Genomic DNA, 26855 nt, shown 5'->3' on the forward strand with positions numbered 1-26855 from the left:
CATGGGCATCTGGTACGCCACCCGCGAGGACGTCATGCGGGCCCTCGACAGCAAGGAGACCGCCCGCAACGCAGGTCAGATCGACCGCGGCATCGAGGCGGCCTCCCGGAACGCGGAGCGTCTCTGTCACCGCGCGTTCGCCCCGACCATTGCCACGAAGTTCTTCGACTGGCCGAACTCGCAGGGCGCGGGTGCCAGCCGGCTGTGGCTGGACGGCAACGAGCTGATCTCGGTCAGCGCGGTTACTTCGGGCGGCGTCGCCATAGGCGCCGGCGACGTACTCCTGGAGCCCGCGGCCTACGGTCCGCCGTACAACCGGCTTGAGCTGGACCGCGGCAGCAATGCCGCGTTCGGCGGCGGGCAGACCTCGCAGCGCGACATAGCCATCACCGGCCTGTGGGGCTACTCCGACGACGAGTCCGAGGTCGGCATTGCTGCCGTCAGCGTCAATGCCACGGCGTCAACGCTGACAGTCGACGGCCCCGGGTCCGCACAGCTGGGCGTCGGCAGCGTCCTCCGGATCGACTCCGAACGGATCGCGGTCACCAGCCGCAGCATGACCGACACCGGCGAGAACCTGGGCGCCGACCTCGACAGCAAGGCTGCCGCGGCCACCGTGCCCGTCGCCTCCGCGGCAGGCTTCGCGACGGGCGAGACCATCCTCGTCGACGCCGAACGCATGCTGATCATCGACATCGCGGGCAACAACCTGATCGTCAAGCGCGGCTGGGACGGCTCCGTACTCGCCGCGCACGCGACGGGTGCAGACGTCTACGCCTCCCGCACCCTGACCGTCAGCCGCGGCGTCCTCGGCACCACCGCCGCCAGCCACAGCACGGCCGCACCCCTGTACCGGTGGGACCCGCCCGCCCCCGTCCAGACCCTGGTCATCGGCGAGGCGATCAGCTCCCTGACGCAGGAACAGGCGGCCTACTCGACAGTCCTCCGCGCCGGCGAGACCGGCAACGAGAGGACCCGGGACCTGCGCGGAATCCAGGCCCTACGCGCGCAGGTCTACGAGTCCCACGGGCGTAAAGCCCGCCTGAGGGGGGTCTGATGGCCGACATCGAGATCCGCATGGACGGCCCGCTCTTCGACGGCCGGGTCGCCCAGGAGATCGACGACTACACCAACGAGGCCCGGGAGAACATCGCCGAGTTCGCCGAGGAGCATGTCCTGCTGCTGATGGGCATGGCCTTCCGACACCCGACGGGCTATTACGAGTCGCACGTCCTGACCGAACGCGCGTCGGCCGACGTGTCCCGGGTCCACGACTCGGGGGTCGTGTACGGGCCGTGGCTGGAGGGCGTCGGCTCCCGCAACAGCCCCGTCACGATCTTCCCCGGCTACTGGCATTGGAAGCGCACGAAGGCCTTGCTGCGGCAGGTCGCGCCCGAGATGGCTCAGCGGCTCCTCGACCGCTACCTGCCGAGGATGAGGTGACCTGATGCTGAACATCACCGGGATCCTCGACGCGGTCGTCTCGCACGCCATGTCCATCGGCCACTTCGAGCAGGTCAACGGGCATGAGCCGTCGAACACGCCGTCCCACGGGCTGACCGCCGCCGTGTGGGCCGACACCGTTCAGGCGATCCGGTCCTCGGGGCTGGCGTCGACATCGGCGAGCCTGGTCTTCAACGTGCGGATCTACTCGTCGACGCAGTCCGAGCCGGTCGACGCCGTCGACCCGAACATGATCAGCGCGGTGGATGAGCTCTGCGCCGCCTACATCGGCGACTACTCACTCGACGGGCTGATCCGGCACGTCGACGTCCTCGGCGCCCACGGGCCCGCACTCACCGTGCGAGCCGGCTACGTACAGCAGTCCGGCGCGCTGTTCCGCGTGATGACCATCCAACTTCCCCTCATCGTCAACGACCTCTGGGAGCAGGTGGCCTAATGGCAAAGCAGTCCGGTCTTGGCGATGCGCTGTACATCGCGGGCTACGACCTGTCCGGTGACATCGGCGCCGTTAACTCGATCGCGGGCGGCCCGGCCCTGCTCGATGTGACCGGCATCGACAAGAGCGCCTTCGAGCGGATCGGCGGTCTTCGCGACGGCCACATGGACATCACGACGTTCTTCAATCCGGGGGTCGGGCGCGCGCACCTGCGGCTGTCGGCTCTCCCCACTACCGACGTGGTCATGTCGTACTTCCGGGGTACTGCCCTCGGCGGGGCGTCCGCGAACATCGTTGCGAAGCAGCTCAACCACGACGGAAACCGGGGCGACGACGGAGCCTTCACCTTCTCCGGTGGCAACCAGGGCAATGGGTACGGCCTCGAATGGGGCACGTCCATGACCGCCGGGAAGCGCACCGACAGCACGGCCACGAACGGTACGTCGGTGGACTTCGGGACCGGCTCGACGACCTTCGGCCTGCAGGCCTACCTGCACGTGTTCGCCTTCACCGGGACCTCGGTCACCGTCAAGCTCCAGGAGTCCGGCGACAACGGGGCCGGAGACGCCTGGGCGGACGTGACCGGAGGCGGCTTCACCGCGGCAACCGGCGTCACCAGCCAGCGGATCGCCACTGCCTCCAACCTCACGGTCGAGCGGTACTTGCGGGTCGTTACGACCGGCACGTTCTCCAACGCGGTGTTCGCCGTGTCCGTCAACCGCAACCCCGTTGCGACCACGTTCTAGCCAGGGGGCTCCAGTGGATCGACCCATCAACCGCATCGCTCCGCTTCACGCGGTGCAGGCGTACCAGACGTACAGCATCACGCAGCGGCCCGACGTCCTGGTGCGCGCGGCCTGCCAGCAGGTCGACTGCGCGGCGTGGCTGTCGGGCTGGGAGACCAGCCTGGACGAGACCACCGAGCTCGGCCGGCAGCAAGCGGCGTACATCCGCTCCAAGTCGGGGCGGACGTACCGCGAGCTCCGATCGGCGGCGGGCCTGACCGTCTTCCGATTCGACTCGGGGCAGCGGTGCTTTGCCGAGCACAAGACCCGCCCCGAGATCTACGGGATGCGGCATGGGGACTGGCGGGGCAATCCGTCCGGCCAGGTCCGTGTACATCAGCGACCCAGTGACTGGGTCGAGGACTTCGGCGAGCACCAGCTCCGGATCGCCGACCAGCAGCAGAAGGGATAGGCCATGGCCAAGGAATCAGGCCTCGGATGGACCACCTGCAGCGTCGACGACGCGACGGGTACCCCGCAGGCGATCAAGAACGACATCACGAACCTGCAGTTCGCGACCCCGCGAGCCGTGCAGGACGTCACCGGCATCGACAAGTCCGCGATGGAGCGTCTGCTGCTCCTGGCCGACTTCTCGATCACCCTCAACGGTGTCTTCAACGACGCCGCCAACCAGAGCCACGCCGTCTTCAAGACCGTGCCGAGCACGTCCGTCGCCCGCACCGTGACGCTTGCTGTCAGCGGTCAGACCCTCGCCAACGAGTGCCTGTTCACCGACTACCCGCTCACACGCGCGGACTCCGGTGAGCTGACGTTCGCCGTGCCCGGCGTCCTGTCCGACGGCACCGTCCCGACCTGGTCCTGACCCAACACCACCACTGCAAGGGGGCTCGCATGGGCTACAAGCACAAGATGCCGCGTATCACCGTGACGTTCGAGGAGGGCCACGACTACCACGGCTTCGAGGCCGTCCTTCGCCGGCTCAAGTTGGGCGAGTGGATGGAGATCACCGGCATCGGTGCTGACGCCACGACCATCCGTCACGTGGGCGACCAGCTCCGCAGCATGGCCGACAAGCTGATCAGCTGGAACCTGGAGGACGAGGACGGCGCGCCGATCCCCACAACGATGGAGGCCGTTCTCGACCAGGACCAGGACCTCATGCTGGCCGTCCTCAACGCCTGGCTCGACGGCCTGACCAAGGTGGCAGCCCCTTTGGAGCAGACCTCGCCCGATGGCGAGCTGTCCCTGGAGGCATCGCTGCCGATGGCACCCCTGTCCGAAAGCCTCGCGAGCTAGTCCACGCCGAGTTCGTACTGCGGCTGTGCCGCGAGTTTCACGTTCTGCCGAGTGCCCTCTACGAGGAGCCGGTGGACCTGATCCGCCTAATGAAGATCGAAAAGCTCGGCACACCGGAAGGGGGCGCGGAGGATGGGTAACGACATCGAGATCAAGGTCCGCGTCTCCAACGAGTCCGGCGCCGGCCTTGCTGCGGTCAAGCAGTCGCTGGAGCGGCTGGAGTCCAGCGCCGACAAGGCCGACCGGGCAGTCACCCGACTGCGCGCCAACCTTGCGGACAACCTCGAACTGAAGATCAGCACGGACGCCGAGGAGACCATCGCGTCCGTCAAGGCCGCCCTGGACAGGCTCACGGCCAGCAGCCCGACCCGGCTCCAGGTGCAGGTCGACGACCAGGCCAGCGACGATCTGTCCCGCATCGAGCGTGCGGTCGAGAAACTCAAGGCCTCCGCAGCCGAAGTGACAGTCTCGGTCGACGACCGGGTGACGTCAGGTCTTGCCGCGATCACTGCTGCTGTGGATGCCATGAAGGCGGCAGCCGCCCAGGTAGTGGTCTCCCTCGATGACCGGGCAAGTACCGGCATCGCTGCCATCGCCGCCCGCATCGACGCGCTGCGGGCGACCGCGGCGAGCATCGCGGTCTCGCTCGATGACCGTACCGGGCCCGGTCTCGCCGCGATCCATGCGGCGATTACCGCCCTGAAATCCACGAGCGCTTCGATCGCCGTGTCTCTCGACGACCGCACGGGGCCCGGCCTGGCAGCCGTCTCCGCTGGGTTGGCCCGCCTCAAGGCACTGTCGCCGGTCCGGCTGGCCGTCACCTTCACCGGGAACCTGACGGCCATCTCCACCGCAGCGACCGCCATGCAGGCCCTTCAGACTCGCGCGTCCGCCGCCGGCCGCGAGCTGGACCAGCTGGCCGCGAAATCGGCGCTCACGGCAGCGGCACTCACCGCGCTGGCCGTGGCAGCCACGGCAGCGGGGGACGCTTTGCGGGACCTGCGCCGTCGCGCGGAAGCCGCAGGTGTCGCCATGCGGGAGCTCCGCGACAGCTCGGCCCTCGTCAACAACGCACTCCGCACCTTCACCACCCGCGCCGGCCCGGCGCTCGACCGGCTGAACGACCTGTCGAACCGGTCCCGGACCCTGCGCATCGACATGCACGACCTGGCCGACGCTGCGACCCGCGTGGGCGGCAGCCTGTCCGGTCTGCGCGGCAGCCTCGGCTCGTTCAGCACGTCGGCCGGGGGCGCGTCGAACGGGACACGGAAGCTCATGCTGGCCGCGCTCGCGCTCGCGCCGGCGCTCATCCCGATCGCGGCTGCGGTGACACCGATCGTGCCCGCCCTCGGTGCCGCCGCTGTGGCCATGGGCGCGTTCGGCGCCGCGCTCCTCCCGCAGATCCTCGCCATCGGGAAGATCGGCGAAGCGCAGAAGGCCTACGCGAAGCAGGTCGAGGAGAACGGCAAGACGTCCGAGAAGGCCCTCAAGGCCGAGGCGGCGTGGCTGCGCGAGCTGGAGAAGGCCGGCCCCGAGGTCCGGAAGGCCGCAGCTGCGCTCGGGGTGATGAAGGCCCAGTACAAGGAGTGGAACCAGGCACTCGCAGCCGACACGCTGCCAGTGGCCACGAAGAGCTTCGCGATTCTGGGCGCCCTGCTGCCAACGCTGTCGCCGGTAGTGAAGGGCGTCACCGGCGAGTTCGACCGACTCCTCAACAAGCTGGCCGTCGGCGTACAAAGCAAGGGCTTCGACGAGTTCATGGTCAAGTTCGGGGACTTCTCGACGCGGATCCTGCACCAGGCCGTCGACGGGATCATCGACTTCGGCCGCAAGATGTCTGGCCTGGGCAGCAACACCGAGTTCCAGCGGTTCCTCTCCTACGTCCGCGAGTCCGGCCCGGTGGTCGGCGAGACCCTCAAGAACCTCGGCCGGGCCATTGCCACGCTGATCGAGAGCCTGTCCGGTGCGGGTCTGTCGATCCTCACCGTGGTGAACGCGCTGTCCAAGCTGGTGGCCGCGATCCCGCCGGACGCCTTGGCGGTCTTCATCCAGACCGCTGCAGCCCTGAAGCTGTTCGGGATGGCGGCCGGTGCTGTGGGCGCCGTGGTCACCTCGGGGGTGGTGGCCCGCCTGGGTGCCTACTTCGCGATCATGCGTGCGGCGGGTGTCGCAACGACCCTTCGCGCGACGGCCGCCAGTATGTCGGCGATGGCGGTGGCCGGCACCGCGCTTGCTGTCCTCACCGTGGGCGCCATCGCTATCGACAAGCTCGCGGAGAAGGCTCGCGGCGCGCCGCCGGACGTGAACAAGCTGACGTCCGCGCTGAAGGAGCTGGCGAACACCGGCAAGTTCACCGGCGAGCTGCAGAAGAGCTTCGGCGATGTCGACGGCCTGGTGAAAAAAATCGGGCAGATCGGAGTCGAGGCCCAGAAGGCCGGCGAGGCCGCCAAGGGTGCGTTCGGGTTCCGGATCCCCGTCCTGGACGACATCGGGAACTGGCTGGGCACGAAGTTCACCGAGATGCGCAAGGGCGGCGAGAGCCTGCGCGCCCTGCAGGACGACTTCAAGGCGCTCGACGGCGCACTGACCAACCTGGCGACGTCCGGGCACGCCGACCTGGCCGCCGCCTCCTTCGATCGGATCGCCGAGGCGGCACTCGCGCAGGGGCACACCCTTGAGGAAGTGCGGGGTCTGCTCCCGCAGTACGGGGACGCCGTCAAGTCTTTGGAGACGGACCAGAGGATCGCCGCCGAGTCCATGGGCTTGTTCGGTGAGCAGGCTCTCGCGGTGCAGCAGAAGCTCGACGCGCAGAAGCAGTCAACCGATGGCCTCCGCCAGTCCATCCAGGCCCTGAATGACGTGAACCGGGAAGCCTTGGGCGGGATGATCGGATTCGAGGCGGCCATCGACGCCGCCGCGAAGGCCGCGGCGGAGAACGCCGGTCAGCTTCACATGGTCAATGGAACCTTGGACCTGAACCAGGAGAAGGCGCGGACGGCTGCCTCCGCGCTGCAGGATCTGGCCGCGAAGACCGATGGGGCTACGGCGTCGGCGCGGGACAACGGCTCGTCCTGGGAGACGGTCAGCGGCATCTACGAGCGTGGGCGCGCCAGCCTCATCGCGAGCGCCCAGCAGATGGGTCTGACCGAGGCGCAGGCCAAGTCTCTCGCGGATCAGATCCTGCGGACGCCGGACAAGACCGCGTACCTGCGCGGCGACATGCAGGAGCTGCAGGCCAAGCTGGACTCAGCGAAGCGGCAGCTGGCCACGGTGCCGAACTCCCGGCGTGCGGAGATCCTCGCGAACATTTCGGACCTGGAGAACAAGATCTCGCAGGCGCGGAACTCTCTCGGCCGGCTGCACGACCGCACCGTCTACGTGCGGACGATCTACCAGGAGTTCCGGTCCCAGCACCACGGCGGGCAGGCACAGGCCCACGGTGGCGTCATCGGCGCGGCTGGTGGTGGCCCCCGGTCCCGGATGACGCTGGTTGGCGAGCAGGGCCCCGAGCTGGTCGACCTGGCTCCCGGCTCCCGCGTGCGGTCGAACAGTGACAGCCGTCGGATCGCCGACGGCATGGCTGGCAGCGGAGGCGGGCCGATCACCATCGTGCTGCAGATGGACGGCCAGACGGTGACCGAGGTCATCTTCGACCCGCTGCGCAACGCGATCTTCAACCGCGGCGGCAATGTCCAGGCCGCCCTCGGACAGGCGGGTGCCTGATGGCCTTCCCCTACAGCGTGCTGCCCCAGCGCATCGAGATCCAGCTCGGCGGTGTCTGGACGGACATCACCCAGTACATTCAGCGCCGTGACGGTCTGGTCTCCATTCGCCGTGGCCGGTCCGACGAGGCTGCTGGCGTGGAGCGCACCACGGCCCGGATGTCGATCAACAACCGTGACGGCCGGTTCTCCCGCCGCAATCCCCTCAGCCCCTACTACGGACTGCTGACCCGTAATACGCCGCTGCGGATCAGCCTGCCTGCTGCCGCGTCCTACATGTCGATCCCGTCCGGCAGCCTGGGTGAGGCGTCCTGCCCGGACGCGCCGCCCCTGGGCATCACGGGGGACATTGATGTGCGTATCGACGTCAGCCTCGACAGTTGGCAGGCCGGGCAGAACCTGGCCGGGAAGTACATCCGAACCGGCAATCAGCGCTCGTGGGCTTTGCAGCTCAGCCCCGAGGGCCTGCTCGCGTTCTCGTGGTCCTCGGACGGTACGTCTGCCGGCCTGATCAGTGTCGAGTCGACGACGCGGGTGCCGGTGCCCGCCTCGGGGCGGCAGGCCTTGCGGGTCACGCTCGACGTCAACAACGGGGCGTCCGGGAAGACGGCCACTTTCTACTACGCGGACACGATCAGCGGATCGTGGACTCAGCTCGGTACCGCTGTCACAACTGCGGGCACCACCGCGATCTTCGACAGCATCACCTCCCCGCTGGAGCTGGGCACGGTCGCGGACCTGACCGTGTACGTGCCCAGCGCCGTCATCACCGTCCCCGTGCACGGGCCTGAAGGGCAGATCCACGCATTCGAACTGCGGTCGGGCATCAGCGGCACGGCGGTGGCCAACCCGGTTTTCTCCGGCAAGGCGGCCGGGACCACGTCGTTCACGGACGCAGCCTTGAACACGTGGACGCTGGCCGCCGGTGCCGTCATCGACGACCGCGACTACCGCATGCACGGCGAGGTACCCGGCTGGCCCTCGAAGTGGGACTCCACCGGCTCCGACATCTGGGTCCCGATCGAAGCGGCCGGCGTCCTGCGCCGCCTCAGCCAAGGCGCCCGCTCCCTCGACTCGACCCTGCGCCGGTCCCTGACGAAACTGGCCGGCCGGCCGCCGATCGCCTACTGGCCGTGCGAGGACGGCACGGCGTCCACACAGATGGCCTCGGCCACCAACGCGGGCCGCCCCATGAGCGTGTTCGGCACGCCGAACTACGCGTCGTTCTCCGAGTTCGCCTGTTCCGCGCCCATCCCCGTCGTCAACGGCAGCACCTGGTCAGGAGCCGTACCGCGGTACACGGCCACGGGAGCCGCCGAGGTCCGCTTCCTCGTCGGCTTCCCGGCCAGCCCGCTCACGAACGGCGCCGTCCTCGCGCGGATCCACACCACCGGCACCGCACGACGCTTCGACGTCGTCTACACAACCGCGACTTCCGGCAGCGTCACCATGTACGTCTACGACGCCGCGGGCAGCCTCGTCTCCACGGGCGGCACCGCGCTGCTCCTGTTCGATGGCCGCAACCGTGCATTCACCGTCCGGCTGGAGCAGGACGGTGCGGACGTCGTCTACGGCTTCCAGGTCGTGGATCCGGACGCGATCACCGGCGGCGGCGAGGAGGACATTGCCACCAGCCGCACGTTGGGCGTGGTCACCGCTGTGGAGATTGCACCGAACCGCGACGTAGGCGACGCGGGCATGGGTCAAGTCTCGGTGCACGACGCCGTCACGGCTGACGTCGACATTCTCCAGGAGCTGCTGCTCGGCTACAAAGGCGAACGGGCAGGTCGACGCATCGAGCGACTTTGCCAGGAGGAGGGCATCGGCTTCAGGGGCAGCGGTGATCTCGACAGCACACCTCCGCTGGGACCGCAGCGCGTCAACTCGCTCCTGAACCTGATCAACGAGGCTGTCATGACGGACGGCGGCCTGCTGTACGAGCCGCGGTCCATGTCCGGCCTCGGCTTCCGGACTCTGGCCGCGCTCTGCAACCAGCCCGTCGCCTGCACACTCGACTACGACGCGGCCGAGCTGGCCGACGAACTCAACGTGTCGGACGACGAGCGCCTCACCCACAACGACGTCACGGCCAGTCGTCCCTCGGGGTCCTCGGCCCGTGCCGTCGTCACCGAGGGGCCGCTCGCAGTCGACACGATCGGTACCTACGCGTTCCCGGTCACGACAGCTGCGGAAACGGATGCTCCGCTGGAGGACATCGCCGGCTGGTACGCGCATCTGGGCACCGTGGATGAGAACCGGTTCGCGGGCATCACCGTGGATCTGTCCAACCCGCGGATCGCAGCCGACACGAGCCTGGTGGCCGAGGTCGGCAGGCTGGACCTCGGCCAGCGAATGCAGATCATCAACCCGCCTGCCTGGCTCGGGCCCGACGCGATCGACCAACTCGCGCAGGGGTCGACGGAGATCCTCGGGAACTACGAACGAAAGATCACGTTCAACACGTCGCCGGCATCCCCGTACACCATTGCGATAGCCGACGACGGGAACGCGCGCGCGGACACCGACGGGTCCGTGCTCGGCGCTGCGGCCACCAACTCGGCGACAACACTGGTCGTCGCCACCGTCCACGGCGAGGCCACACTCCCGATCTGGACCCAGCTGCCCGCCGACTTCCCCATGAACCTGCGCGTGGGCGGCGAGGTCGTCACCGCCTCGGCGGCAACCAGCCTGGCCGCCGACAACTTCAACCGCACGGTCGGTGCTGGCGGCTGGGGAACCGCCTCCGACAGCCACACCTACACGCTGTCCGGCGGCAACAACTCGGACCGGTCGGTCGCCTCCAACCGCGGTGTCGTCACCCTGGCCTCGCCGACCACGACCCTCCGGCACCAGATCGTGGCCGAGTCGTGCCAGGACTGCGACATCCGCGTCGCCGTATCGGTGTCCGCCACGGCGACGGGTGGATCCCTCGCGGCCATCGTCACCACCCGTTACACGGGCTCGGCCGACAACTACCGACTCCGTATCGAGTTCACGACCGCTGGCGGGGTCACGCTGACCGTCGCCCGCGGCGGCACCGCGATCGGGTCGAGCGTGTCCACCGGCCTGACCTACTCGGGCGGCACCATCATCCAGGCCCGGGTCCGGGTCGTCGGCGACAGGGTGCTGGCGCGGGTCTGGCCGAACGGCGGTACCGAGCCCGGCCACTGGACGATCGACCGCACTGTCACCTCCAGCACCATCTCCGCCGGGCAGGTCGGCCTGTCGGCAGTCGGCCTGACCGGTAACACGAACACCAACCCTGAGGTCCGCTTCGACGACTGGACGGTCGAGTCGCCGCAGCGGTTCACCGTCACCCGCAGCGTCAACGGTGTCGTCAAGGCCCAGTCCGCAGGCTCCGATGTCCGGCTGGCCATTCCCCCGATTCTGGCGCTCTGAGGAGGCCACATGCCCCTGTACCCGACGATCCGAGCAGGCTCCCGGATCACCGCCGCCCTGCTCAACAGCACCCTTGAGCCCTACGTCAAGAAAGCGGCGGACCAGTCGGTCACATCAAGTACCACCAATGTGAATGATCTCGAACTGTTGCTGCCGGTCGAGGCCGATGCCGTCTACGCGATGCGCGGATTCCTGCTGTACAGCGCCCGTAGCGATACGGACATCAAGATCGGCTGGACTGGTCCCTCCGCCACAACGATGGACTGGATTGGACACGCCCAGACACAGGACGGCACGACTGGCATCTCCGCCGGGATGGTCGTCGACCGGCAGTCCATCGGCAGCACCTTCTTCCCGTTGGGTGGCGCCGCTGCCGAGAACACGACGGTCATGACGGCCACTCTCTCCGGCACCGTCGTGACGTCGAGCGTTGCCGGGACGCTGCAGCTCAACTGGGCTCAGCGGGTCAGTAACGCCACCGCATCGATCATGCGCGCCGGTAGCTGGATCAAGCTCCGGCGCGTCGCCTAACCACAGTCAGGAGAATCCCATGGACCTCGTCAGGAGATCCCAGTACGGCCTGCCGGCGACCTCGGCCGCCGCGTCCATAGCGAAGACGCGCGGCACGAAGGTCCACTACCTCGGCACCTCCTACCCCAGCCGCCGCCACGACCTGTGCGACGACTACGTTCGCGCCATCCGGGCGTCGCACCTCGCCAACACCGCCGAGAACTACAGCGACATTGCCTACAACGCCCTCGTCTGCGAACACGGCACCGTCTACGAGGGCCGCGGCCCGAACCGGCGTACCGGAGCGAACGGCACCAAGGCCCTCAACGACAGCCACTACGCGGTGTGCGCGCTCCTCGGGGTCCCCGGTGGCGGCCTGTCGACACCGACGGACGCACAGCTGAACGGCATCCGCGATGCCATCGAATGGCTCCGCGCAGAAGGCGAAGCGGGCGACGAAATCCTCGGCCACCGCGATGGCCACGCGACCTCATGCCCCGGAGACGCCCTGTACGCGTGGGTGCGGAAGGGCGCGCCCCGCCCGGGAGCAGTCCCGCCTCCGGAGAAGCCGGTCGTGGACCTGTCCCGACTCATCGCCGCCGCGGCAGCGGACCCGCCGAAGTCCGGAACGCCGGTGTCCTACGCCGGTGTCCGTGCCGTCGAGGCGGCGCTCCGCGCCGAGGGTCTGCTGGCCGAGACCCTGGTTGACGGGCACTTCGGGACGTCGACGATCCAGGCCTACCGCGCCTGGCAGAAGCGCTGCGGCTACACCGGAGCGGCTGCGGACGGCATTCCCGGCAAGGCTTCCCTGACCCGCCTGGGCGCCGCCCATGGCTTCACCGTCATCGGCTGAAGGAGTCACCCATGAAGATCTTCGGACGCGAGCCCGCTCTCATCCTCGGCTTCATCGCCGCCGCGGTCAGCCTCATTGGCTACCAGTGGCACGTGTCGGCGGGCACGCAGACCGCGATCAACACCCTGGCGGCAGCCATCGTCGGCCTCATCCTCGCCATCATGGCGAAGGCCGGCGCGTGGGCCGCGGCACTCATGCAGGCGGCGCAAGCCGGCATGTCCCTCTTCGTTGGCCTCGGGCTGAAGTGGGAGGCGGAGAAGCAGGCCCTCGTCATGGCCACCCTCGCGGCCGGTCTCGCCCTGTACCAGCGGACGCAGATCACCGCACCGGTACCGTCAACTCCGCTCGAAGAAGGCAGCCCCATCCAGCCGCGCGCACCGCAGGAGGCATAGGTGCAGTGCCGTGCGGTCCGGCGGGCCCAGCGCCTCCTGGGCCGCCGCGGCGTCTTCCTGCTGATCCTGGGCATCGGCAAGACCTGCTGGGGCGTGTCGTTCATCGTGGACCCGCCCGGCACACAGGGCCTGCAGCTCCTCACCCGCCTGTGCGACATCCAGCACTGGGCGTGGCTGTGGATCACCGCAGGCCTCATTACCACAGCATCCGCGTTCCTGAAGATCGGACGCGACCGCTGGGGGTTCATCGCCGCACTGGTTCCGCCGGCCGTGTGGGCGATCGCTTACCTCTTCGCCGTCATCGGCGGGGAGTACTCGCGCGGCGCCTGGGTCGCCGTTTGGTACCTCACCTCCCACGTGGGGGTGATCCTGTGGGCCAGCACGGTGCCCGAGTACGAAGTACCGGCCGCCCGGCGCAAGGCCCGGAGAGCTGAGGGCGGATGAATGTCGGCGAGTGGACGGGCGTGGTGGGCGCAGTCGGCGGGGTGCTCGGGGGAGGCGGATGGTTCGTGGCTCGCGCCACGATTCGGGCGGCGCAGGTGACGGCGGATGCGCAGCGGGCGACAGCCCAGGCGAACGAGGCCGCGGCCCGAGCTGCCGCAGCCCCCGTCCAGCAGGCCGCGAACTTGGCCGTCCTGGAGGCCACCGTCACAAGGGTCGACGAGGAGAACGGATCGCTGCGAGGCCGGGTCTACCGGCTGGAGTCCCTACTCCGCGGATTCAGCTGGACCGTCGACGAGCTGTACCGGTGGGCGAAAACGCAGCCGGGTCGGCCGCCGGACCCGCACCCACTGGTAGAGGAGTACAACCGAACTGGAGTCTGAGCAGCCCCCACCGCCTCGCGCGGTGGGGGCGTTTTGCTGTGCCAACTCCCGTACTGCGACCTCGATAAGATGCCATATCGCCTGGTCAGCGCCTGAACTGCGGCACCACGTCGGCGAACACTGCCTCACCGGCATCCACGTGCGCAGCGTTCCGCTGGCCCTTGTTCCGCCTGCTCCAGTACGCGACGGTCGTGGCTGGGTTGTCGTGGTCGGCGAACGCCTGGACCTCGGCGAGGGGGACCTCGGCGTCGAGCATGTGCGTGATCCGACTGGCTCGCAGGACGTGCGGCGTGAGGCTGCGGCCGGGCAGTACCTTGGCCTTGCGGCCGAGCCGGGCGAGCAGGCGTGCGACGTCGTGCCGGTCCAGTCGGCGGCCTTCGGAGTCGAGTAGCAGCGGCCCGTCCTCGCGGCCTTCGGTGTGGGTGTCGAGGAGTTCGGCGACCGTGAGCGGCAGGGGTAGCAGCCGCTCCTTTGCCTCCTTGCGGGTGAGGTCGACGAAAGAACGGCGCCCGCGCTCGACCCTGGCGTCTATGTCGGCGGCGCACATCTCGCCGACGCGGCCGGCGAGCGTGTACAGCAGCATGACGATGAGCAGGTCGAACTCGTTCGTCGCCTGTGCGGCCACGGCCTGGATCTCCTCCAGCTCCAGCACGGGCGTACTGGTGGACGTGTTGCCCTTGTCGAACTTGGGCCGGTCGTCCTGGGTGACGGGGTTCCGGGGGAGCTCCATCTTCTCTGCGGCGTACACGTGCAGAGAGGAGAGGGCGTTGAGGTAGCGGCCGATGCTCTTCGGGCTGGCCTCGTTCGCCTCCATACGGATGCGCCAGGCTCGGATGTGGTCGGCGTTGAAGCAGCCGAGGAAGAACCGCTCGTGTCCGAGCTCTTGGGCGTAGGCGGCCCAGACGCGGCGGATGTCGTCGGCGTAGGTCCGCTTCGTGTTCACGGAGCCGCGCCGGGTGGACGACAGCCAGTCCATCATCATCACGAACGTCTCGCTGGTGACCGCCTCGGCGAGGAGCTCAGCGCGCGGCCGGTAGATCCGCTCCTGCCCGCGGCGTTCGACCTGGACCGTGCCGAGGTCGTCGATGAGCTTGCGGCGGACCGTCTCGAACAGGTCCGAGCCGGGCAGGGCAATGCCCACCCCGTGGCTCGGGGTGGGCAGGTTGGGGGTGGTGGGCATCGGGTCTCCCGTCACTGCGCGGCGGTGAGGCCGTCTGCGGAGTAGGCGTCAGCGACGCCGGACGGATCGCCGACTAGCTGAACGTAGTAGTCCCCACCATCCTGGTCGGGCAGCCCGGTGACTACGCCGAGCGTTCCTGCGGTCGCGTGGAAGCCGCCAGGCCAAGCCGGGCTGCCATCCATGGTGGTCCGAACATGTTGGCCGACACGGAAGGAACTCATTGCAGTCTCCTCGACCTAGTAGTTGCGCCACGGGGGTTGGAACGGGACGGGCTCACTTACGGTGCTGCTGCCGTCCTCGTGAACGGTGATCGTGGTGATCTGGGGACCGCGTTCTACCCTGGCCCGACGTTCCAGCTCCTTCGCCCAGCCTTCGTCGCTGGCTCGCGTTACGAGGGCCTTGGCCACAGCCGCTTCCTCGGCGGACTCGGCTGCGGCATCCCGGGCGGAACGTAGGGCCTCAGCGAGAACGGCGAGCCGGTCGGCGGCTTCCGGCGTGACCTGAACGGTGCGGGCGTAGCGCGCCACGTGGAACCAGCCGGAGGCGAGGTCGTCGACAGTGGCATCCTCGTCGGCCGCGTCCCGGTACCACTGGTTGAGGCTGGGGCGCTCGCCGGCGAGGCCGGCCTTACCGAGGGCGATCCTCGTGGCGCGGACGAGCTTGGCAGCGACTGCTCGCCCTTCGGTGAGCTGGTTTGCGTCCAGCCACTCGGCAGGGTCGGAGCTGACCCGGTTGCGAGCGAAGCAGCTGGTTCGCTCGGACCGCTCGGCTTCCGCCTGCCACTGTTCGCGGGTCGGCCAGCTGATCGTGCGAGGCATCTGAACTCCCTTGGTGGGCATCTCGATATCTCCAATGTAGGGGGTAGCCCTTACATTTGCAACCCCACCCCTTACACTTCATTTCATGACGACGCCCCCGACGCCCTTCGAGGCCCTCAAGCACCTCGCGGACAACGAGGACCCTGGCGAGCGCGCCCGGGAAGTCGGTGCCGCACTCAACGCCGTGCCCGAATTGCAGAAGTGGCTGCGACAGCTACGGCAAGACGCGGTCCTGGAGCTGCGGGCTGACGGCCACAGCCACGCCGAAGTCGGCAAGGTGATCGGGATCAGCCGGGCGCGGGCGCAGCAGATCGCAGAGGGCCGGACCACCGGTCGGCGGGCAACGCCATCCGAGGGGCCCGAAGAGCCCTCAAATCCTGGCGCTTAAGGGAACGTTATGCGCTGCCTTCATCCACCACCCCAGACCCACAAGGCCGCTCGTTGTAGGTCTGGGGTTGTGCCTGACCGCCCTGTCACACTGGAGCCCCGCCCCCGAGGAGCAGCGCATGTCCGACACCGTCAGCCTGACCGTCACTGCCACCGTCGCCGGCCAGCTGTGCCGTGTCTCGATGCCGTACCCGCGGCAATGCTGGGATGGCGTGAGCGAGGAGGATCGCGAGCAGCTGCGACTGATCGCCCGCTGGCGGTTCAGTAGCTGGGCGGCCGAGGAGTACGGCGTGAGGCTGCCGGCGGACGAGGTCGACGCGCTGCCGGTAGAAGCCACCTGACGCCTGTCGGTGCCGCGTGCCATGTTCGTTTTGCTGGGCGTCGTCGACGCGGGCGGTGGATCTCATCAAGGGTCGGCTTGCCGAGACGCACAGCATTCTTCTTGCCGAGAGCCCCCACCTTCGGGTGGGGGCTCTTGGCGTCTTGGCGCTAGCCAGCCGCCCTCCACGGCGCCAGAAGGTGCGAGAGTGATCGCGAGGCCGTCAGTGAGTGCGAATCAGCTGACCACGGCCCGCCGGGAGGGCGACTGTGGACGCAAGCCTGCCGGCCGCAGCGTAATCGTCCTAGCCGAGCATTCCCAGTGCTCCCAGCACCTACAGCAGAGCATGTATCCCCAGCCGATTGTCCTTCCGGGCGGCGGTCGAGGCGTGGGAACGGGCCGGGCCTCTTGCGTTCAACGGCCCACAATCTCGCTGTGACGTCGACCACTTGCCGCGCCGCCCGAGTCAACACCTACTGATACGTACCAGCAGCAACCAACATTCTGGGGATGCTTCCGGCATGGATTCCAAGGGGGTTGAGCTGGGTGGTTCAGTGTCCCCGCCCGTCGCATTCCCGCGTCGCGCGCTCCACGTTGGTAATCTGATGGACACACAGCCACCTTCGTATCGAAGGCGGACAGAGATCGACCCCCGCGCGGATGTAGGGTCCGCCGAGGGTCATGGATCAAGGAGGCTCCACTCCTGTGTCTCACCCCAACAGTAACCTGCCCGAGCCGACCGGTGCCACGGCAGGGTCCAGCCCGTTCGATCAGATCCGCCGCGAGGATGCCACCGGCGAGTACTGGCTGGCTCGCGACCTGCAGCCCCTGCTCGGCTACCTGCGCTGGGAGCGGTTCGCAGACTCGGTCGAACGCGCCGTGGCCGCGATACGCAACAGCGGCCAGAAGGCGGAGCTGCACGTTTCGCGGCGCCGCGAACCCGTGGTGACCAGCGGAAACGCGCCCGACACTCAGCGGTTCGACTACAAGCTCACCCGCTATGGCGCCTACATGATCGCCATGAACGGCGATCCCCGGAAGCCGGAAGTGGCAGCCGCGCAGACCTACTTCGCAGTCCAGACACGGAAGGCCGAGGTGGCAGCCCAATCGGCACCGCCCGCGCTCCCGCAGGACTACGAGGAAGCGCTCATCGAACTCCTCGGCAAGGTCCGGGAGAACAAGGCCCTAGCCGCCGAGAACAAAGTGCTCGCCCCGAAGGCTGGTAAGTGGGACGAGTTCCTGAACGCTGAGGGGCTCTGCGGCATGACCGAGCTCGCCGACCTCCTCCACACGAACGTGCGCACCCTCACCGGGTGGATGGTCGACGTGGGCTGGTTCCGGAAGCAGACGTCGAAGTTCGGCGGGAACCGCAACCTGCCGCGCAAGCCGTTCCAGGACTCGGGCGCCTTCGTCGTCAAGCAAGAGACGACGAACGGGTTCAACTTCCCGGTCGCCTACGCCACCGCCGGCGGCATCGACATGGTGGTTGACGGTTGGGAGAAGCGCGCCGCCGCCTAGCCCTGACGCCCGCTTCCGCATCCAGCGGGGGCGGGCGTTGTCACGTCTCGTCGGCCCGCTCCCTATATACGTGCGCCCGCCCGCCCTGCCAGGCGATGACCTCCGAGTCCCCGAGGACCAGCTCGTCGGGGTCGGGGATTTCGATCCGCCGTAGGAACTCGATCAGGTCGCGGTCGGAGTGGGCGATGCCGAGGACGGTGTCGATTCCGTCGATGCGGATCACGACCCGCCGGCCGCCCGACGGGCTGATGCGGTGGACGAGGATCGGCGCGTGGTCCATCCCTCCAGCGTGCGGGGCCGCGGTCAGTCCAGCACCCCGAGAGCCGAGTCGGGTCGGCAGTACGGACACGCCTCCAGTTCCGCGAGCGCGCGCAGAGCGGTGCCGCGGTCCAGGGGCCGCCGCCGGAAACCCTTGCCGCCCATCCGGCAGCCGCCGACGTGCACCCGGGCAGGCCGTTGACCGAGGTCGAGCTCCAGCTCCCACTCCGCCGGCGGTGGAAGCGGCTGCCGGGCGGCGACCTCGGCGAGGCGGGCCTCCTCGGCGCCGATCTGTTCGCGGACCCGGGCCAGGCTCATGGCGAGCCATGTCTCCAGGGTGCGGAGGCGGGGCAGGTCGGGCGGCAAGTCGGACACGTGTTCGAGTCTACGCCGATCGGCGCAGGTCATTGTCAGTGGCGTCCGCGAGAATGAACACATCAATCCGGCTCTAGTACGCGGGGATGCGGCTGGCCGGCTGTGTACCGCCCCGGTCGTGATGCGTCGGCCGGGGCGGAATGCTGTCAGGCCTCCGGGTGTCGGACGGCCTTCTTCACCGCCGCCTCGACCTGGTTCCGCGGCGTCCCGGTCTCCGTCGCCCACACGGTCACCGCAGCCTGCGCCTCGGCGGCACGATCCCGCCACACCTGCCACGCCTCGGGGGTCGGCGCCTCCAGCACGGCGGCATGTGCAGCGTCGGAGGCACGCTGGAGCTGGACGAGTTCGTCAGGGGGTTCGATAGCCACGGACCGGATCCTAAGCGGCGAGCTGCTGCTCGCCGCGTACCGCCTCCGCCCACTCCACGATGAGACGCAGGTAGCGGTCCCGGTCCTCGGTCAACAGCACGCCCTGGACCCACAGCGCGCGAATCTCCGCATTGATCACATCGGCGGGTCGGATCATGCGTCGATGGTAGACCGCAGGTCTGACACAGCACAGCCATTCGCGGCGGCGGCCTCGTAGGATCAGCGCATGATTCGAGCTGTTGTCTTTGACGTCGGTGAATGCCTGGTCGACGAGACCCGCGAGTACGGGACTTGGGCGGACTGGCTGGGCGTCCCCCGCCATACCTTCGCTGCGATGTTCGGGGCCGTCATCGCCCAGGGCCGGGACTACCGCGAGGTGTTCCAGCCCTTCAAGCCCGGCTTCGACCTGACCGCCGAGCGGGAAGCCCGCGCCGCCGCAGGGAAGCCCGAGCACTTCGACGAATCCGACCTGTACCCGGACGTCCGGCCCGCACTGGCCAAGCTCCGGGCTGACGGCCTGTGGCTCGGCATCGCCGGCAACCAGACGGTCCGCGCGGGCGGCATTCTCCGCGGCCTCTTCACCGGCGACGTCGACCTGATCGGTACCTCCGACGACTGGGGCGCCAGCAAGCCCGACCCTGCATTCTTCGAGCGGGTCGCCGCGGTCGTACCGTTCGACAACGACGAGATCCTCTACGTCGGCGACCGCATCGACAACGACCTCCGCCCGGCCGTTGCCGCCGGCATGCCGACCGCGCTCATCCGCCGCGGCCCTTGGGCGACCATCCAGTGGGACACCGAGGAAGCGAAGAAGCTGCCGACCTTCCGAGTCGACAGCCTCCTCGAACTTCCCGCACTGATCAGCGACGTCAATTCGCGAGAGCGCTGAGCATCGCACCCCAGCTGTGCAGGCGGTCATCCAGCGCGCGGACACACGGCTCGCCCTGCCACGGGGCGAGCTCCCGCCGCACCGCCCGAACCCGTTCCATGCCGGTCGCGTACCAGTGGGTTTCCAGCAGGTCGAGGGCCTGGACCGCGTAGTCGCAGGCGGCCTCGGGCTGACTCGCGGCCACCTCGACCGCGGCCAGGTCGCCGAGGACGACCGTCCTCTGCTTGTCGGCATCCGCCGGGAGATCCCGCAGCACGCCGGACAGGGTCTCGCGTGCCTGCGGCAGATGCCCCGCCCTCAGCTGGGTGTTCCCCTTGAACGCGGCGAGGCGGACGGTGCTGAACCAGTCCATCCACTCGGGAGACGGGTGATCCCCGCCCGCCGCCAGGATGTCCTCGCCGTGCCCGATCAGGTTCAGGGCGGCCCGCGTGTTCCCGCAGCGGGTCTCGCACTCCGCCTCGACCGCGTCCAGCCAGGCCAGCAGCTCGGCGGACGCCGGGCCACGCCGGGCCGAGGTTCGGGCCATCGACATCCGCTCAGACGCCCCCGCCCGGTCGCCCGCCCAGCCGGGGACGAACGCGGTGTGCGCGAGGATCGCGGCCCCGAGCAGCGCGTCGTCGGCATCACCGGCCGCCTGCAGCGCACGCAGCCACGTCTCCCGGGCCCGTGCCGGCTCGGTCAGGTCGAAGAACTCGATCCTCCCCGCGAGCAGCCACGACTCGGCGAGCGCCGACGCGACCGTCCGGCGAATCACACCCGACGTCGCAGGCAGCAGTGCGGCCCCCAGGCCGGCGTGAGCGACCACGGACGGGTGCAGGGTGCCCGGTGCGACCGTCCAGTACAGGCGACGGTGGGCGCGCGTCACCGCGGCGAAAGCCGAGGCCGCGCTCGGCGGCTGCACGGCGTTGGGTACCGTCATCGGCGCCGCCGGCGGGGTACGCAGAGTGCGGCCCGCGTCCGGCGCCTGCGTTGCCACGGTGAAGCCGAGATCCTCGATGGCCGCCACGTTCAGCAGGTCCACGAGCACCCGCTGTTGGTCCGTGTACGGCAGCGGCGGGTCGGCGGACTCCCAGCGGCGGACCTGCCGGGCGCTTACGCTCATGCCGCGGGCGGTCAGGGCGTCGGCGAGATCCTGCTGCGACCGGTACCCGGCGGCCTGACGTGCCGCCCTGAGGCGTGCGTTGCCTAGCGGTCGGGACATCCCAACCTCCGTATGTCGTAGGGGCGGTGGCCAGTCTCGCAGCCTGGCCGACAGCAGGCCACGTATCACCCGGACGAGACCTCAGACGTCCGCTTTACGGCCTGGAAGAGTCCTCTCCATGTCCTCGCCATCGGTCCGCAATGCGGCCACGCTGATCCCCACCACCCGCTGACACCGGCAGGGAGACCGCCGTGGAACCCCGCACCCCCCGGGCCGACAGCTTCGGCCACCAGTCCCACCCATGGACCGGCAAGCACGTCCGCGACATCGCCTGCGGCCAGACCGGCCTGCTGATGGCCGTGGTCGTCGACCCTTCCGGGTTCGCCTCCGAAAGCCCGCCTTCGCGCCGACTCGCGTACATCCGGGACGCCCGCGGCATCGAGTGGTCCACGGCCGTGGACAACATCGAGCTCGCCCCCACCCCATAGCTCCCGCCCCTCCCCCATGCGGCGGCTCGGGGAGGGGCGGGTACCAGCCGCCGTGAATAGGCGTTCGCTTCAACAAAGTTTCAGACGTATGTTCGAGCGAACAGTCGTCAACCAGTGGGTAGGGCCTGACGGTTGGTGACATTCCCGCAGGTCGCACACAGGATGCGAACGCATATATCTACGGGCCCCCTACCGACGCGTGCATGGGGCAGGCAGACTGGGGCAATCGCGGTGAGTGGCCGGAAAGCTGCCCTACGCGTTTGGCGGTAGCAGGCTCTTCACCGAGACGCGAAGGACGGCGGCGATGCGCAAGAGATGGCTGATCTTTGCGTCCGTCGTGCCTCGCTCAAGGCGCTGGATGGTCGACCGGTCCACTCCGGCCAGCTCGGCCAGGCGTTCCTGTGTCAGCCCCTCGTGAATCCGGGCTACGCGGATGCGATCGCCCACGACCTTCTGGGCATCGCGAATCCACTGATCTTGTTCTGCTGACACCAGCCCAGGTCAGCCGAACAAGATCAACTTGTCAGCAGCAGAATTGAAGCTTTTTTCGATCAACGCCGATCGACCGACCGATAGGCGTCCTGGAACCGACAGGAGGCTTAGCCATGGACCCCGAGGACATCCTCGCCCTTTACGAGTGGCAAGCGGGCACCTGCTTCCGCCACCCGACCCGTGGCTCGGTGGAGACGGCGCACCTCGAAACCCTCCACCCACGGGCGGGCCGCGAAGCCGACATTCGCGGATGCCGACAGTGCGTACTGCACATGGAGGCGGAACGCCTGCGGGCGGCGGCGCGGGCCGGACTACGCTACGAGCCGGGCCCCTCGGGCCACTAGGCGCCACTTCTCGGGGGGCGGCTGGGGAGAATCTGGGGAGTGGGGAGTGGTCGGGGAGAGCCAGATGTCTCACTCAAGGAAGCTCAATCTCACTCAAGGACACTCAATCACAGCTGTTCAGAGGCATTCTGACACCACCGAGCGTGATCGCCGATGCTGGGGAGGGTGCTCGGTAGCAGTACACCGAGTACTACGACCTGCACACCGACGCCACGGGTGCGGTGTCCGGCACCGGCCAGGTCACCTTCCGCGAGTACTACGACCTGGCCGCCGACCCCCACCAGTTGCGGAACCTGCTGCACCAGGCCACCCCGCAGCAGGAGCAGGCACTCGGCATACCGGCCCTGGCGGCCCGGTTGGCCGCCGACCGCGCCGCCTGACGCGGGTGTCGGGCGTCAGGCGGTGCCCGGCCACCGTCTGACGCCCGGCTCCGCCGCGGGCCGGATGGCGCGCCGGGTCCGAGGCGGAGCAGGGCGCGCCATCCGAAGCCGCACGAAGACGCACGAACCGTTCAGGGAGATCACCCGCATGACACCGAAGCCCTGCTGCAGCCCCGTCCGGGAAACCGCCGGGCCCATGACCGCGCCCGCTCCGTCGCGGCCGCGGCCGGGCACGGAACCGGCCGCCGGGCGGGCCGGGCGCGGTCTCGTCGACCTCCCCGGCGGGCACTTCCTGATGGGGACCGAGGACCCGGACGGCTTCCCGGCCGACGGCGAGGGGCCCGTCCGGGAGGCGGTGGTCGGGGCGTTCCGCATCGCCCCGACCACCGTCACCAACGCGCAGTTCGCCTCGTTCGTGAAGGCCACCGGGCACGTCACGGAAGCGGAGTCCTTCGGCTTCAGCTTCGTCTTCGCCGGTTTCCTCGACGCCGAACTCGCGGCGATTTCCCCGGCGGTGGCGGGAACCCCGTGGTGGCGGGCGGTGTCCGGAGCCGACTGGCGCCGTCCGGAAGGGCCCGGCACGTCCTTCGCCTCCCGCCAGGACCACCCGGTCGTGCACGTGTCCTGGAACGACGCCCAGGCGTACTGTGCCTGGTCCGGGACCCGGCTGCCCACGGAGACGGAGTGGGAGTACGCGGCACGCGGTGGCCTGGAGCGGCGCCGCTACCCCTGGGGGGACGAACTCCGCCCGGCCGGACGGTACATGTGCAACATCTGGAACGGTGACTTCCCACGGCACAACACCCGGGCGGACGGCTACGCGGGGACCGCGCCGGCCAAGTCCTTCCGGCCCAACGGGTACGGCCTCTACAACACGGTCGGCAACGTGTGGGAGTGGTGCGCCGACCTGTTCGCTCCGGCGGGCCCGGAGCGGTCGATGAGGGGCGGCTCCCACATGTGCCACGACTCGTACTGCAACCGGTACCGGGTCGCCGCCCGCACCCGCAACACCCCCGACAGCTCCTCCGGCAACATCGGCTTCCGGGTGGCGGGGTCCATGACGGCCTGAGTCGCGGGCAGGGGGTGCCTCGATGCCTCGGACCGGGTGGCGCGGGGCGCCGGTCCGCGATCCGCAGCCGGGGCCACCGGTTCCCCGTCGGATGTCACCGTTGCCAGGGCTCCGGCCGCCACTCCTCGGACGGCAGCCCGAGGACCACCTCGTCGACGAAGGCACCGCTCACCCACGCGGAGCGTCGTAGCCTGCCCTCCAGGACGAAGCCGGCCCGCAGGGCGGCGCCGATCATCGCCGTGTTGTCGGCGAGGGTGTCGACCTGGAGCCGGTGGAGTCCGCGCACGGTGAACCCGTAATGGCACAGCAACTGCACGACCTCGACGCCGAAGCCCCGGCCGCGGCAGCCCGGGCGCAGCGAGATCCCGAGGTGCGCGCCGCGGTTGTGGGTGTCGATGCCCCACAGAAGGGCGTCGCCCGCGAGTTCGCCGGAGGCCAGGTCGACGACGGAGAAGACCGCCGCGTCGTCGGTGGCGGCGGCCGGTGCGTACGGGGAGTGCCCGCCGGCGGCGCTCAGCGGACGCCAGGGCCGGGAGTCGGCGCGCGAGCGGGTGGCGACGTCCTCGTGGAGCTCCGCGTGGAGCACGGGTACGTCTTCGGGGAGCCGGGCGCGCAACCCGGTCAGCTTTCCTCGGATCATCCGGTCTTACTAGCCGCAGGGCCCGCCGGTCCACAACCGGGTTTGCGGGACGCCGCGGGTACGGGTCCGCCCCGGGTACGGGTCCGCCCCGGCCGGGCGTGATGCCGGCCGGGGCGGTTCCGTGTGCGGGGTCCCGGGGTGGACCGGGATCCGGACTCAGCCCAGGATCGAGAGCGCCTGGTTCAGGGTCGCGGACGGCCGCATGATCGACGCGGCCTTGGCGGCGTCGGGCTGGAAGTACCCGCCGATGTCGGCCGGGGAGCCCTGGACGGCGATGAGCTCGTCGACGATGGTCTGCTCCTGCTCGGCCAGCGTCTTGGCGAGGGCGCCGAACGCGGCGGCCAGCTCGGCGTCGTCGGTCTGCTTGGCCAGCTCCTGCGCCCAGTACAGGGCGAGGTAGAAGTGGCTGCCGCGGTTGTCGATGCCGCCCAGCTTGCGGCTCGGCGACTTGTCCTCGTTGAGGAAGGTGCCGGTGGCGCGGTCCAGGGTGTCGGCCAGCACCTGGGCGCGGGCGTTGCCGGTGGTGGTCGCGAGGTGCTCGAAGGAGACGGCCAGCGCGAGGAACTCACCGAGGGAGTCCCAGCGGAGGTAGTTCTCCTTGACGAGCTGCTGGACGTGCTTCGGGGCGGAGCCGCCGGCGCCGGTCTCGAAGAGTCCGCCGCCGTTCATCAGCGGGACGACCGACAGCATCTTGGCGCTGGTGCCCAGCTCCAGGATCGGGAAGAGGTCGGTCAGGTAGTCGCGCAGCACGTTGCCGGTGACGGAGATGGTGTCCTCGCCGCGGCGGATGCGCTCCAGGGAGTACGCGGTGGCCTCGACCGGGGACAGGATCTCGATGGTGAGTCCGTCGGTGTCGTGGTCGGCGAGGTACGTCCTGACCTTGGCGATCAGCTGCGCGTCGTGGGCGCGGCCCTCGTCCAGCCAGAAGACGGCCGGGACGCCGGTGGCGCGGGCGCGGGTGACGGCGAGCTTGACCCAGTCCTGGATCGGCGCGTCCTTGGTCTGGCAGGCGCGGAAGATGTCGCCCTTGGCGACGTCCTGCTCCAGGACCGTGTTGCCGGCGGCGTCGACGAGGCGGACGGTGCCCGCGGCGGCGATCTCGAAGGTCTTGTCGTGGCTGCCGTACTCCTCGGCCTTCTGGGCCATGAGGCCGACGTTCGGCACCGAGCCCATCGTGGACGGGTCGTAGGCGCCGTTGGCGCGGCAGTCGTCGACGACGACCTGGTAGACGCCGGCGTAGCTGCTGTCCGGCAGGACGGCGAGGGTGTCGGCCTCGGCGCCGTCCGGGCCCCACATGTGGCCGGAGGTGCGGATCATGGCCGGCATCGAGGCGTCGACGATGACGTCGGACGGGACGTGCAGGTTCGTGATGCCCTTGTCGGAGTCGACCATGGCGAGGGCCGGGCCCTCGGCGATCTCGGCGTCGATCGAGGCCTTGATCGCGTCGCCGTCGGGCAGGGCGGCCAGGCCGTTCAGGACGGCGCCGAGGCCGTCGTTCGGGGACAGGCCGGCGGCGGCGAGGGTCTCGCCGTAGCGCGCGAAGGTCTTCGGGAGGAAGGCGCGGACCACGTGACCGAAGATGATCGGGTCGGAGACCTTCATCATCGTGGCCTTGAGGTGCACGGAGAACAGGACGTCCTCGGCCTTGGCACGCTCGATCTGGTCGTTGAGGAAGGTGCGCAGGGCGTCGACGTGCAGGACGGACGCGTCCACGACCTCACCGGCGAGGACCGGTACGGACTCGCGCAGCACGGTGGTGGTGCCGTCGGCGGCGACGTGCTCGATGCGCAGGGTGCCGGCCTCGGAGATCACGGTGGACTTCTCGGTGGAGCGGAAGTCGTTCGCGCCCATGGTGGCGACGTTCGTCTTCGACTCGGAGGTCCAGGCGCCCATGCGGTGCGGGTGGGCCTTGGCGTAGTTCTTCACCGAGGCGGGGGCGCGGCGGTCGGAGTTGCCCTCGCGCAGGACCGGGTTGACGGCGCTTCCCTTGACCTTGTCGTAGCGGGCGCGGATCTCGCGCTCCTCGTCGGTCTTCGGGTCGTCCGGGTAGTTCGGAAGTGCGTAGCCCTGGCCCTGGAGCTCGGCGACCGCGGCCTTCAGCTGCGGGATCGAGGCCGAGATGTTGGGAAGCTTGATGATGTTGGCTTCGGGGGTCTTCGCCAGTTCGCCGAGCTCGGCGAGGGCGTCGGCGATCCGCTGGCTCTCCTCAAGGTGCTCGGGGAAGCTGGCGATGATCCGACCGGCCAGGGAGATGTCACGGGTCTCGACATTCACACCGGCCGTCGACGCGTACGCCTGGATCACAGGCAGGAAGGAATACGTCGCGAGGGCCGGGGCCTCGTCAGTGTGCGTGTAGATGATGGTCGAGTCAGTCACCGGATGCTCCGCTCCACAGTCTGCGTCTCTCGTCTGCAACATTGCTCGACATCAAGATATCTCGTGATCGGGCCGGCCCGGACAGCCCCCTGCCCCAAGTCGGACGAGACGCGCATCACCTTCGGACGGAACGGGGCGCAACGGTTGCGGAGCGGCTGCGGACCGGCTGTG

33 protein-coding genes are annotated in these 26855 nt (G+C 69.1%); 22 read left to right on the forward strand and 11 right to left on the reverse strand.

Going from position 1 to position 26855, the window contains the following annotated elements:
• Nucleotide 1: 1 nt before the first annotated feature.
• The 14 genes from ACZ58N_RS14195 (at nt 2) to ACZ58N_RS14260 (ending at nt 13642) form a co-directional block, all read left to right on the forward strand.
• Nucleotides 2-1057, forward strand: coding sequence for a hypothetical protein (locus tag ACZ58N_RS14195; RefSeq protein WP_471158821.1), 1056 nt, complete (start codon nt 2-4; stop codon nt 1055-1057).
• A complete protein-coding gene (locus ACZ58N_RS14200) occupies nt 1057-1443 on the forward strand; it encodes a hypothetical protein (RefSeq protein ID WP_471158823.1) in 387 nt (128 codons plus the stop codon). The genes ACZ58N_RS14195 and ACZ58N_RS14200 overlap by 1 nt, the downstream gene beginning before the upstream one ends.
• Nucleotides 1444-1447: 4 nt before the next feature.
• On the forward strand, nt 1448-1900 hold the full coding sequence (locus ACZ58N_RS14205) for a hypothetical protein (protein ID WP_471158825.1): 453 nt from the start codon (nt 1448-1450) through the stop codon (nt 1898-1900).
• Complete coding sequence (locus ACZ58N_RS14210; protein WP_471158827.1) at nt 1900-2646, forward strand: hypothetical protein; 747 nt, start codon at nt 1900-1902, stop codon at nt 2644-2646. Before ACZ58N_RS14205 ends, ACZ58N_RS14210 begins: the two co-directional genes overlap by 1 nt.
• Nucleotides 2647-2659: 13 nt before the next feature.
• Complete coding sequence (locus tag ACZ58N_RS14215; RefSeq protein ID WP_471158828.1) at nt 2660-3097, forward strand: hypothetical protein; 438 nt, start codon at nt 2660-2662, stop codon at nt 3095-3097.
• Between the two features lie 3 nt (nt 3098-3100).
• Complete coding sequence (locus ACZ58N_RS14220) at nt 3101-3508, forward strand: hypothetical protein (protein ID WP_471158830.1); 408 nt, start codon at nt 3101-3103, stop codon at nt 3506-3508.
• A 29-nt stretch (nt 3509-3537) separates the two neighbouring features.
• Nucleotides 3538-3942 carry a hypothetical protein gene (locus ACZ58N_RS14225; RefSeq protein WP_471158832.1) on the forward strand — a complete coding sequence of 135 codons (405 nt, stop codon included), beginning with the start codon at nt 3538-3540 and terminating at the stop codon, nt 3940-3942.
• Nucleotides 3943-4074: 132 nt separating this feature from the next.
• The gene (locus ACZ58N_RS14230; protein WP_471158834.1) at nt 4075-7665 is read left to right on the forward strand and encodes a hypothetical protein; all 3591 of its coding nucleotides are present in this window, start codon (nt 4075-4077) and stop codon (nt 7663-7665) included.
• On the forward strand, nt 7665-11063 hold the full coding sequence (locus ACZ58N_RS14235; RefSeq protein ID WP_471158836.1) for a hypothetical protein: 3399 nt from the start codon (nt 7665-7667) through the stop codon (nt 11061-11063). Before ACZ58N_RS14230 ends, ACZ58N_RS14235 begins: the two co-directional genes overlap by 1 nt.
• A 9-nt stretch (nt 11064-11072) precedes the next feature.
• A complete protein-coding gene (locus ACZ58N_RS14240; RefSeq protein WP_471158838.1) occupies nt 11073-11594 on the forward strand; it encodes a hypothetical protein in 522 nt (173 codons plus the stop codon).
• Nucleotides 11595-11613: 19 nt separating this feature from the next.
• Complete coding sequence (locus tag ACZ58N_RS14245; RefSeq protein ID WP_471158840.1) at nt 11614-12426, forward strand: N-acetylmuramoyl-L-alanine amidase; 813 nt, start codon at nt 11614-11616, stop codon at nt 12424-12426.
• An 11-nt stretch (nt 12427-12437) separates the two neighbouring features.
• Entirely contained in the window at nt 12438-12818 is a 381-nt protein-coding gene (locus ACZ58N_RS14250; RefSeq protein WP_471158842.1) for a hypothetical protein, read from the forward strand.
• Nucleotides 12819-13262 (forward strand): hypothetical protein, encoded by a 444-nt coding sequence (locus ACZ58N_RS14255; protein WP_471158843.1) that lies wholly within the window; start codon nt 12819-12821, stop codon nt 13260-13262.
• 65 nt (nt 13263-13327) lie between these two features.
• On the forward strand, nt 13328-13642 hold the full coding sequence (locus ACZ58N_RS14260; protein ID WP_471158845.1) for a hypothetical protein: 315 nt from the start codon (nt 13328-13330) through the stop codon (nt 13640-13642).
• 85 nt (nt 13643-13727) lie between these two features.
• Here the strand turns inward: ACZ58N_RS14260 and ACZ58N_RS14265 are convergent, their stop codons facing one another.
• Genes ACZ58N_RS14265 through ACZ58N_RS14275 form a run of 3 tightly spaced genes read right to left on the reverse strand, consistent with a single transcriptional unit; the run spans nt 13728 to nt 15640 of the window.
• Complete coding sequence (locus ACZ58N_RS14265; RefSeq protein ID WP_471158847.1) at nt 13728-14822, reverse strand: tyrosine-type recombinase/integrase; 1095 nt, start codon at nt 14820-14822, stop codon at nt 13728-13730.
• 11 nt (nt 14823-14833) lie between these two features.
• Nucleotides 14834-15043 (reverse strand): hypothetical protein, encoded by a 210-nt coding sequence (locus ACZ58N_RS14270; protein WP_471158849.1) that lies wholly within the window; start codon nt 15041-15043, stop codon nt 14834-14836.
• A 15-nt stretch (nt 15044-15058) separates the two neighbouring features.
• Nucleotides 15059-15640, reverse strand: a complete 582-nt coding sequence (locus ACZ58N_RS14275; protein ID WP_471158851.1) for a hypothetical protein — start codon at nt 15638-15640, stop codon at nt 15059-15061.
• A gap of 85 nt (nt 15641-15725) precedes the next feature.
• Here ACZ58N_RS14275 and ACZ58N_RS14280 point away from each other — a divergent pair, with 85 nt between their 5' ends.
• From ACZ58N_RS14280 to ACZ58N_RS14290, 3 genes are all read left to right on the forward strand, one after another.
• The gene (locus ACZ58N_RS14280) at nt 15726-16028 is read left to right on the forward strand and encodes an RNA polymerase sigma factor sigma-70 region 4 domain-containing protein (protein ID WP_471158853.1); all 303 of its coding nucleotides are present in this window, start codon (nt 15726-15728) and stop codon (nt 16026-16028) included.
• 118 nt (nt 16029-16146) lie between these two features.
• The gene (locus ACZ58N_RS14285) at nt 16147-16368 is read left to right on the forward strand and encodes a hypothetical protein (protein ID WP_471158855.1); all 222 of its coding nucleotides are present in this window, start codon (nt 16147-16149) and stop codon (nt 16366-16368) included.
• 683 nt (nt 16369-17051) lie between these two features.
• Nucleotides 17052-17864: a phage antirepressor KilAC domain-containing protein gene (locus ACZ58N_RS14290; protein ID WP_471158857.1), complete on the forward strand. Its 813-nt coding sequence runs from the start codon at nt 17052-17054 to the stop codon at nt 17862-17864.
• 40 nt (nt 17865-17904) lie between these two features.
• Here ACZ58N_RS14290 and ACZ58N_RS14295 read toward each other — a convergent pair whose 3' ends face one another.
• The 4 genes from ACZ58N_RS14295 to ACZ58N_RS14310 all read right to left on the reverse strand — a co-directional run bounded on the left by ACZ58N_RS14295 (nt 17905) and on the right by ACZ58N_RS14310 (nt 19022).
• Nucleotides 17905-18144, reverse strand: a complete 240-nt coding sequence (locus tag ACZ58N_RS14295; RefSeq protein ID WP_471158859.1) for a hypothetical protein — start codon at nt 18142-18144, stop codon at nt 17905-17907.
• Nucleotides 18145-18167: 23 nt separating this feature from the next.
• On the reverse strand, nt 18168-18497 hold the full coding sequence (locus ACZ58N_RS14300) for a DUF6233 domain-containing protein (protein ID WP_471158860.1): 330 nt from the start codon (nt 18495-18497) through the stop codon (nt 18168-18170).
• 146 nt (nt 18498-18643) lie between these two features.
• Nucleotides 18644-18865, reverse strand: a complete 222-nt coding sequence (locus ACZ58N_RS14305) for a hypothetical protein (protein WP_471158862.1) — start codon at nt 18863-18865, stop codon at nt 18644-18646.
• A 10-nt stretch (nt 18866-18875) separates the two neighbouring features.
• Nucleotides 18876-19022, reverse strand: coding sequence for a hypothetical protein (locus tag ACZ58N_RS14310; protein WP_471158864.1), 147 nt, complete (start codon nt 19020-19022; stop codon nt 18876-18878).
• A gap of 69 nt (nt 19023-19091) precedes the next feature.
• Here ACZ58N_RS14310 and ACZ58N_RS14315 point away from each other — a divergent pair, with 69 nt between their 5' ends.
• Nucleotides 19092-19754, forward strand: coding sequence for an HAD family hydrolase (locus ACZ58N_RS14315; RefSeq protein WP_471158866.1), 663 nt, complete (start codon nt 19092-19094; stop codon nt 19752-19754).
• Here ACZ58N_RS14315 and ACZ58N_RS14320 read toward each other — a convergent pair.
• The gene (locus ACZ58N_RS14320) at nt 19735-20955 is read right to left on the reverse strand and encodes a transcriptional regulator (RefSeq protein WP_471158868.1); all 1221 of its coding nucleotides are present in this window, start codon (nt 20953-20955) and stop codon (nt 19735-19737) included. The two genes, ACZ58N_RS14315 and ACZ58N_RS14320, sit on opposite strands and share 20 nt — an antisense overlap.
• A 191-nt stretch (nt 20956-21146) precedes the next feature.
• Here ACZ58N_RS14320 and ACZ58N_RS14325 point away from each other — a divergent pair, with 191 nt between their 5' ends.
• Nucleotides 21147-21383 (forward strand): hypothetical protein, encoded by a 237-nt coding sequence (locus tag ACZ58N_RS14325; protein ID WP_471158869.1) that lies wholly within the window; start codon nt 21147-21149, stop codon nt 21381-21383.
• A gap of 252 nt (nt 21384-21635) precedes the next feature.
• Here the strand turns inward: ACZ58N_RS14325 and ACZ58N_RS14330 are convergent, their stop codons facing one another.
• Nucleotides 21636-21875, reverse strand: coding sequence for a helix-turn-helix transcriptional regulator (locus ACZ58N_RS14330; protein WP_471158871.1), 240 nt, complete (start codon nt 21873-21875; stop codon nt 21636-21638).
• 113 nt (nt 21876-21988) lie between these two features.
• On the opposite strand from ACZ58N_RS14330, the gene ACZ58N_RS14335 reads away from it, so the two are divergent.
• The 3 genes from ACZ58N_RS14335 (at nt 21989) to ACZ58N_RS14345 (ending at nt 23668) form a co-directional block, all read left to right on the forward strand.
• Nucleotides 21989-22219 (forward strand): hypothetical protein, encoded by a 231-nt coding sequence (locus ACZ58N_RS14335; protein WP_471158873.1) that lies wholly within the window; start codon nt 21989-21991, stop codon nt 22217-22219.
• 221 nt (nt 22220-22440) lie between these two features.
• Nucleotides 22441-22599, forward strand: coding sequence for a hypothetical protein (locus ACZ58N_RS14340; RefSeq protein ID WP_471158874.1), 159 nt, complete (start codon nt 22441-22443; stop codon nt 22597-22599).
• 148 nt (nt 22600-22747) lie between these two features.
• Nucleotides 22748-23668 (forward strand): formylglycine-generating enzyme family protein, encoded by a 921-nt coding sequence (locus tag ACZ58N_RS14345; protein WP_471158876.1) that lies wholly within the window; start codon nt 22748-22750, stop codon nt 23666-23668.
• A 94-nt stretch (nt 23669-23762) separates the two neighbouring features.
• Here ACZ58N_RS14345 and ACZ58N_RS14350 read toward each other — a convergent pair whose 3' ends face one another.
• Together ACZ58N_RS14350 and ACZ58N_RS14355 are read right to left on the reverse strand one after the other, a co-directional pair.
• Nucleotides 23763-24308, reverse strand: a complete 546-nt coding sequence (locus ACZ58N_RS14350; RefSeq protein ID WP_471158878.1) for a GNAT family N-acetyltransferase — start codon at nt 24306-24308, stop codon at nt 23763-23765.
• A 156-nt stretch (nt 24309-24464) separates the two neighbouring features.
• Nucleotides 24465-26684 carry an NADP-dependent isocitrate dehydrogenase gene (locus ACZ58N_RS14355; protein ID WP_471158880.1) on the reverse strand — a complete coding sequence of 740 codons (2220 nt, stop codon included), beginning with the start codon at nt 26682-26684 and terminating at the stop codon, nt 24465-24467.
• Nucleotides 26685-26855 lie beyond the last annotated feature (171 nt).

Source organism: Streptomyces sp. NPDC040432 (assembly GCF_055595445.1).

Excerpts from the sequence above, each read along its gene's own strand:
- ACZ58N_RS14195 (WP_471158821.1), top strand. The coding sequence starts at position 2 with ATGGGCATCTGGTACGCCACCCGCGAGGACGTCATGCGGGCCCTCGAC.
- ACZ58N_RS14200 (WP_471158823.1), top strand. The coding sequence starts at position 1,057 with ATGGCCGACATCGAGATCCGCATGGACGGCCCGCTCTTCGACGGCCGG.
- ACZ58N_RS14205 (WP_471158825.1), top strand. The coding sequence starts at position 1,448 with ATGCTGAACATCACCGGGATCCTCGACGCGGTCGTCTCGCACGCCATG.
- ACZ58N_RS14210 (WP_471158827.1), top strand. The coding sequence starts at position 1,900 with ATGGCAAAGCAGTCCGGTCTTGGCGATGCGCTGTACATCGCGGGCTAC.
- ACZ58N_RS14220 (WP_471158830.1), top strand. The coding sequence starts at position 3,101 with ATGGCCAAGGAATCAGGCCTCGGATGGACCACCTGCAGCGTCGACGAC.
- ACZ58N_RS14225 (WP_471158832.1), top strand. The coding sequence starts at position 3,538 with ATGGGCTACAAGCACAAGATGCCGCGTATCACCGTGACGTTCGAGGAG.
- ACZ58N_RS14230 (WP_471158834.1), top strand. The coding sequence starts at position 4,075 with ATGGGTAACGACATCGAGATCAAGGTCCGCGTCTCCAACGAGTCCGGC.
- ACZ58N_RS14235 (WP_471158836.1), top strand. The coding sequence starts at position 7,665 with ATGGCCTTCCCCTACAGCGTGCTGCCCCAGCGCATCGAGATCCAGCTC.
- ACZ58N_RS14240 (WP_471158838.1), top strand. The coding sequence starts at position 11,073 with ATGCCCCTGTACCCGACGATCCGAGCAGGCTCCCGGATCACCGCCGCC.
- ACZ58N_RS14245 (WP_471158840.1), top strand. The coding sequence starts at position 11,614 with ATGGACCTCGTCAGGAGATCCCAGTACGGCCTGCCGGCGACCTCGGCC.
- ACZ58N_RS14250 (WP_471158842.1), top strand. The coding sequence starts at position 12,438 with ATGAAGATCTTCGGACGCGAGCCCGCTCTCATCCTCGGCTTCATCGCC.
- ACZ58N_RS14265 (WP_471158847.1), bottom strand. The coding sequence starts at position 14,822 with ATGCCCACCACCCCCAACCTGCCCACCCCGAGCCACGGGGTGGGCATT.
- ACZ58N_RS14270 (WP_471158849.1), bottom strand. The coding sequence starts at position 15,043 with ATGAGTTCCTTCCGTGTCGGCCAACATGTTCGGACCACCATGGATGGC.
- ACZ58N_RS14275 (WP_471158851.1), bottom strand. The coding sequence starts at position 15,640 with ATGCCTCGCACGATCAGCTGGCCGACCCGCGAACAGTGGCAGGCGGAA.
- ACZ58N_RS14280 (WP_471158853.1), top strand. The coding sequence starts at position 15,726 with ATGACGACGCCCCCGACGCCCTTCGAGGCCCTCAAGCACCTCGCGGAC.
- ACZ58N_RS14285 (WP_471158855.1), top strand. The coding sequence starts at position 16,147 with ATGTCCGACACCGTCAGCCTGACCGTCACTGCCACCGTCGCCGGCCAG.
- ACZ58N_RS14295 (WP_471158859.1), bottom strand. The coding sequence starts at position 18,144 with ATGGACCACGCGCCGATCCTCGTCCACCGCATCAGCCCGTCGGGCGGC.
- ACZ58N_RS14310 (WP_471158864.1), bottom strand. The coding sequence starts at position 19,022 with ATGATCCGACCCGCCGATGTGATCAATGCGGAGATTCGCGCGCTGTGG.
- ACZ58N_RS14315 (WP_471158866.1), top strand. The coding sequence starts at position 19,092 with ATGATTCGAGCTGTTGTCTTTGACGTCGGTGAATGCCTGGTCGACGAG.
- ACZ58N_RS14320 (WP_471158868.1), bottom strand. The coding sequence starts at position 20,955 with ATGTCCCGACCGCTAGGCAACGCACGCCTCAGGGCGGCACGTCAGGCC.
- ACZ58N_RS14335 (WP_471158873.1), top strand. The coding sequence starts at position 21,989 with ATGGACCCCGAGGACATCCTCGCCCTTTACGAGTGGCAAGCGGGCACC.
- ACZ58N_RS14345 (WP_471158876.1), top strand. The coding sequence starts at position 22,748 with ATGACACCGAAGCCCTGCTGCAGCCCCGTCCGGGAAACCGCCGGGCCC.
- ACZ58N_RS14350 (WP_471158878.1), bottom strand. The coding sequence starts at position 24,308 with ATGATCCGAGGAAAGCTGACCGGGTTGCGCGCCCGGCTCCCCGAAGAC.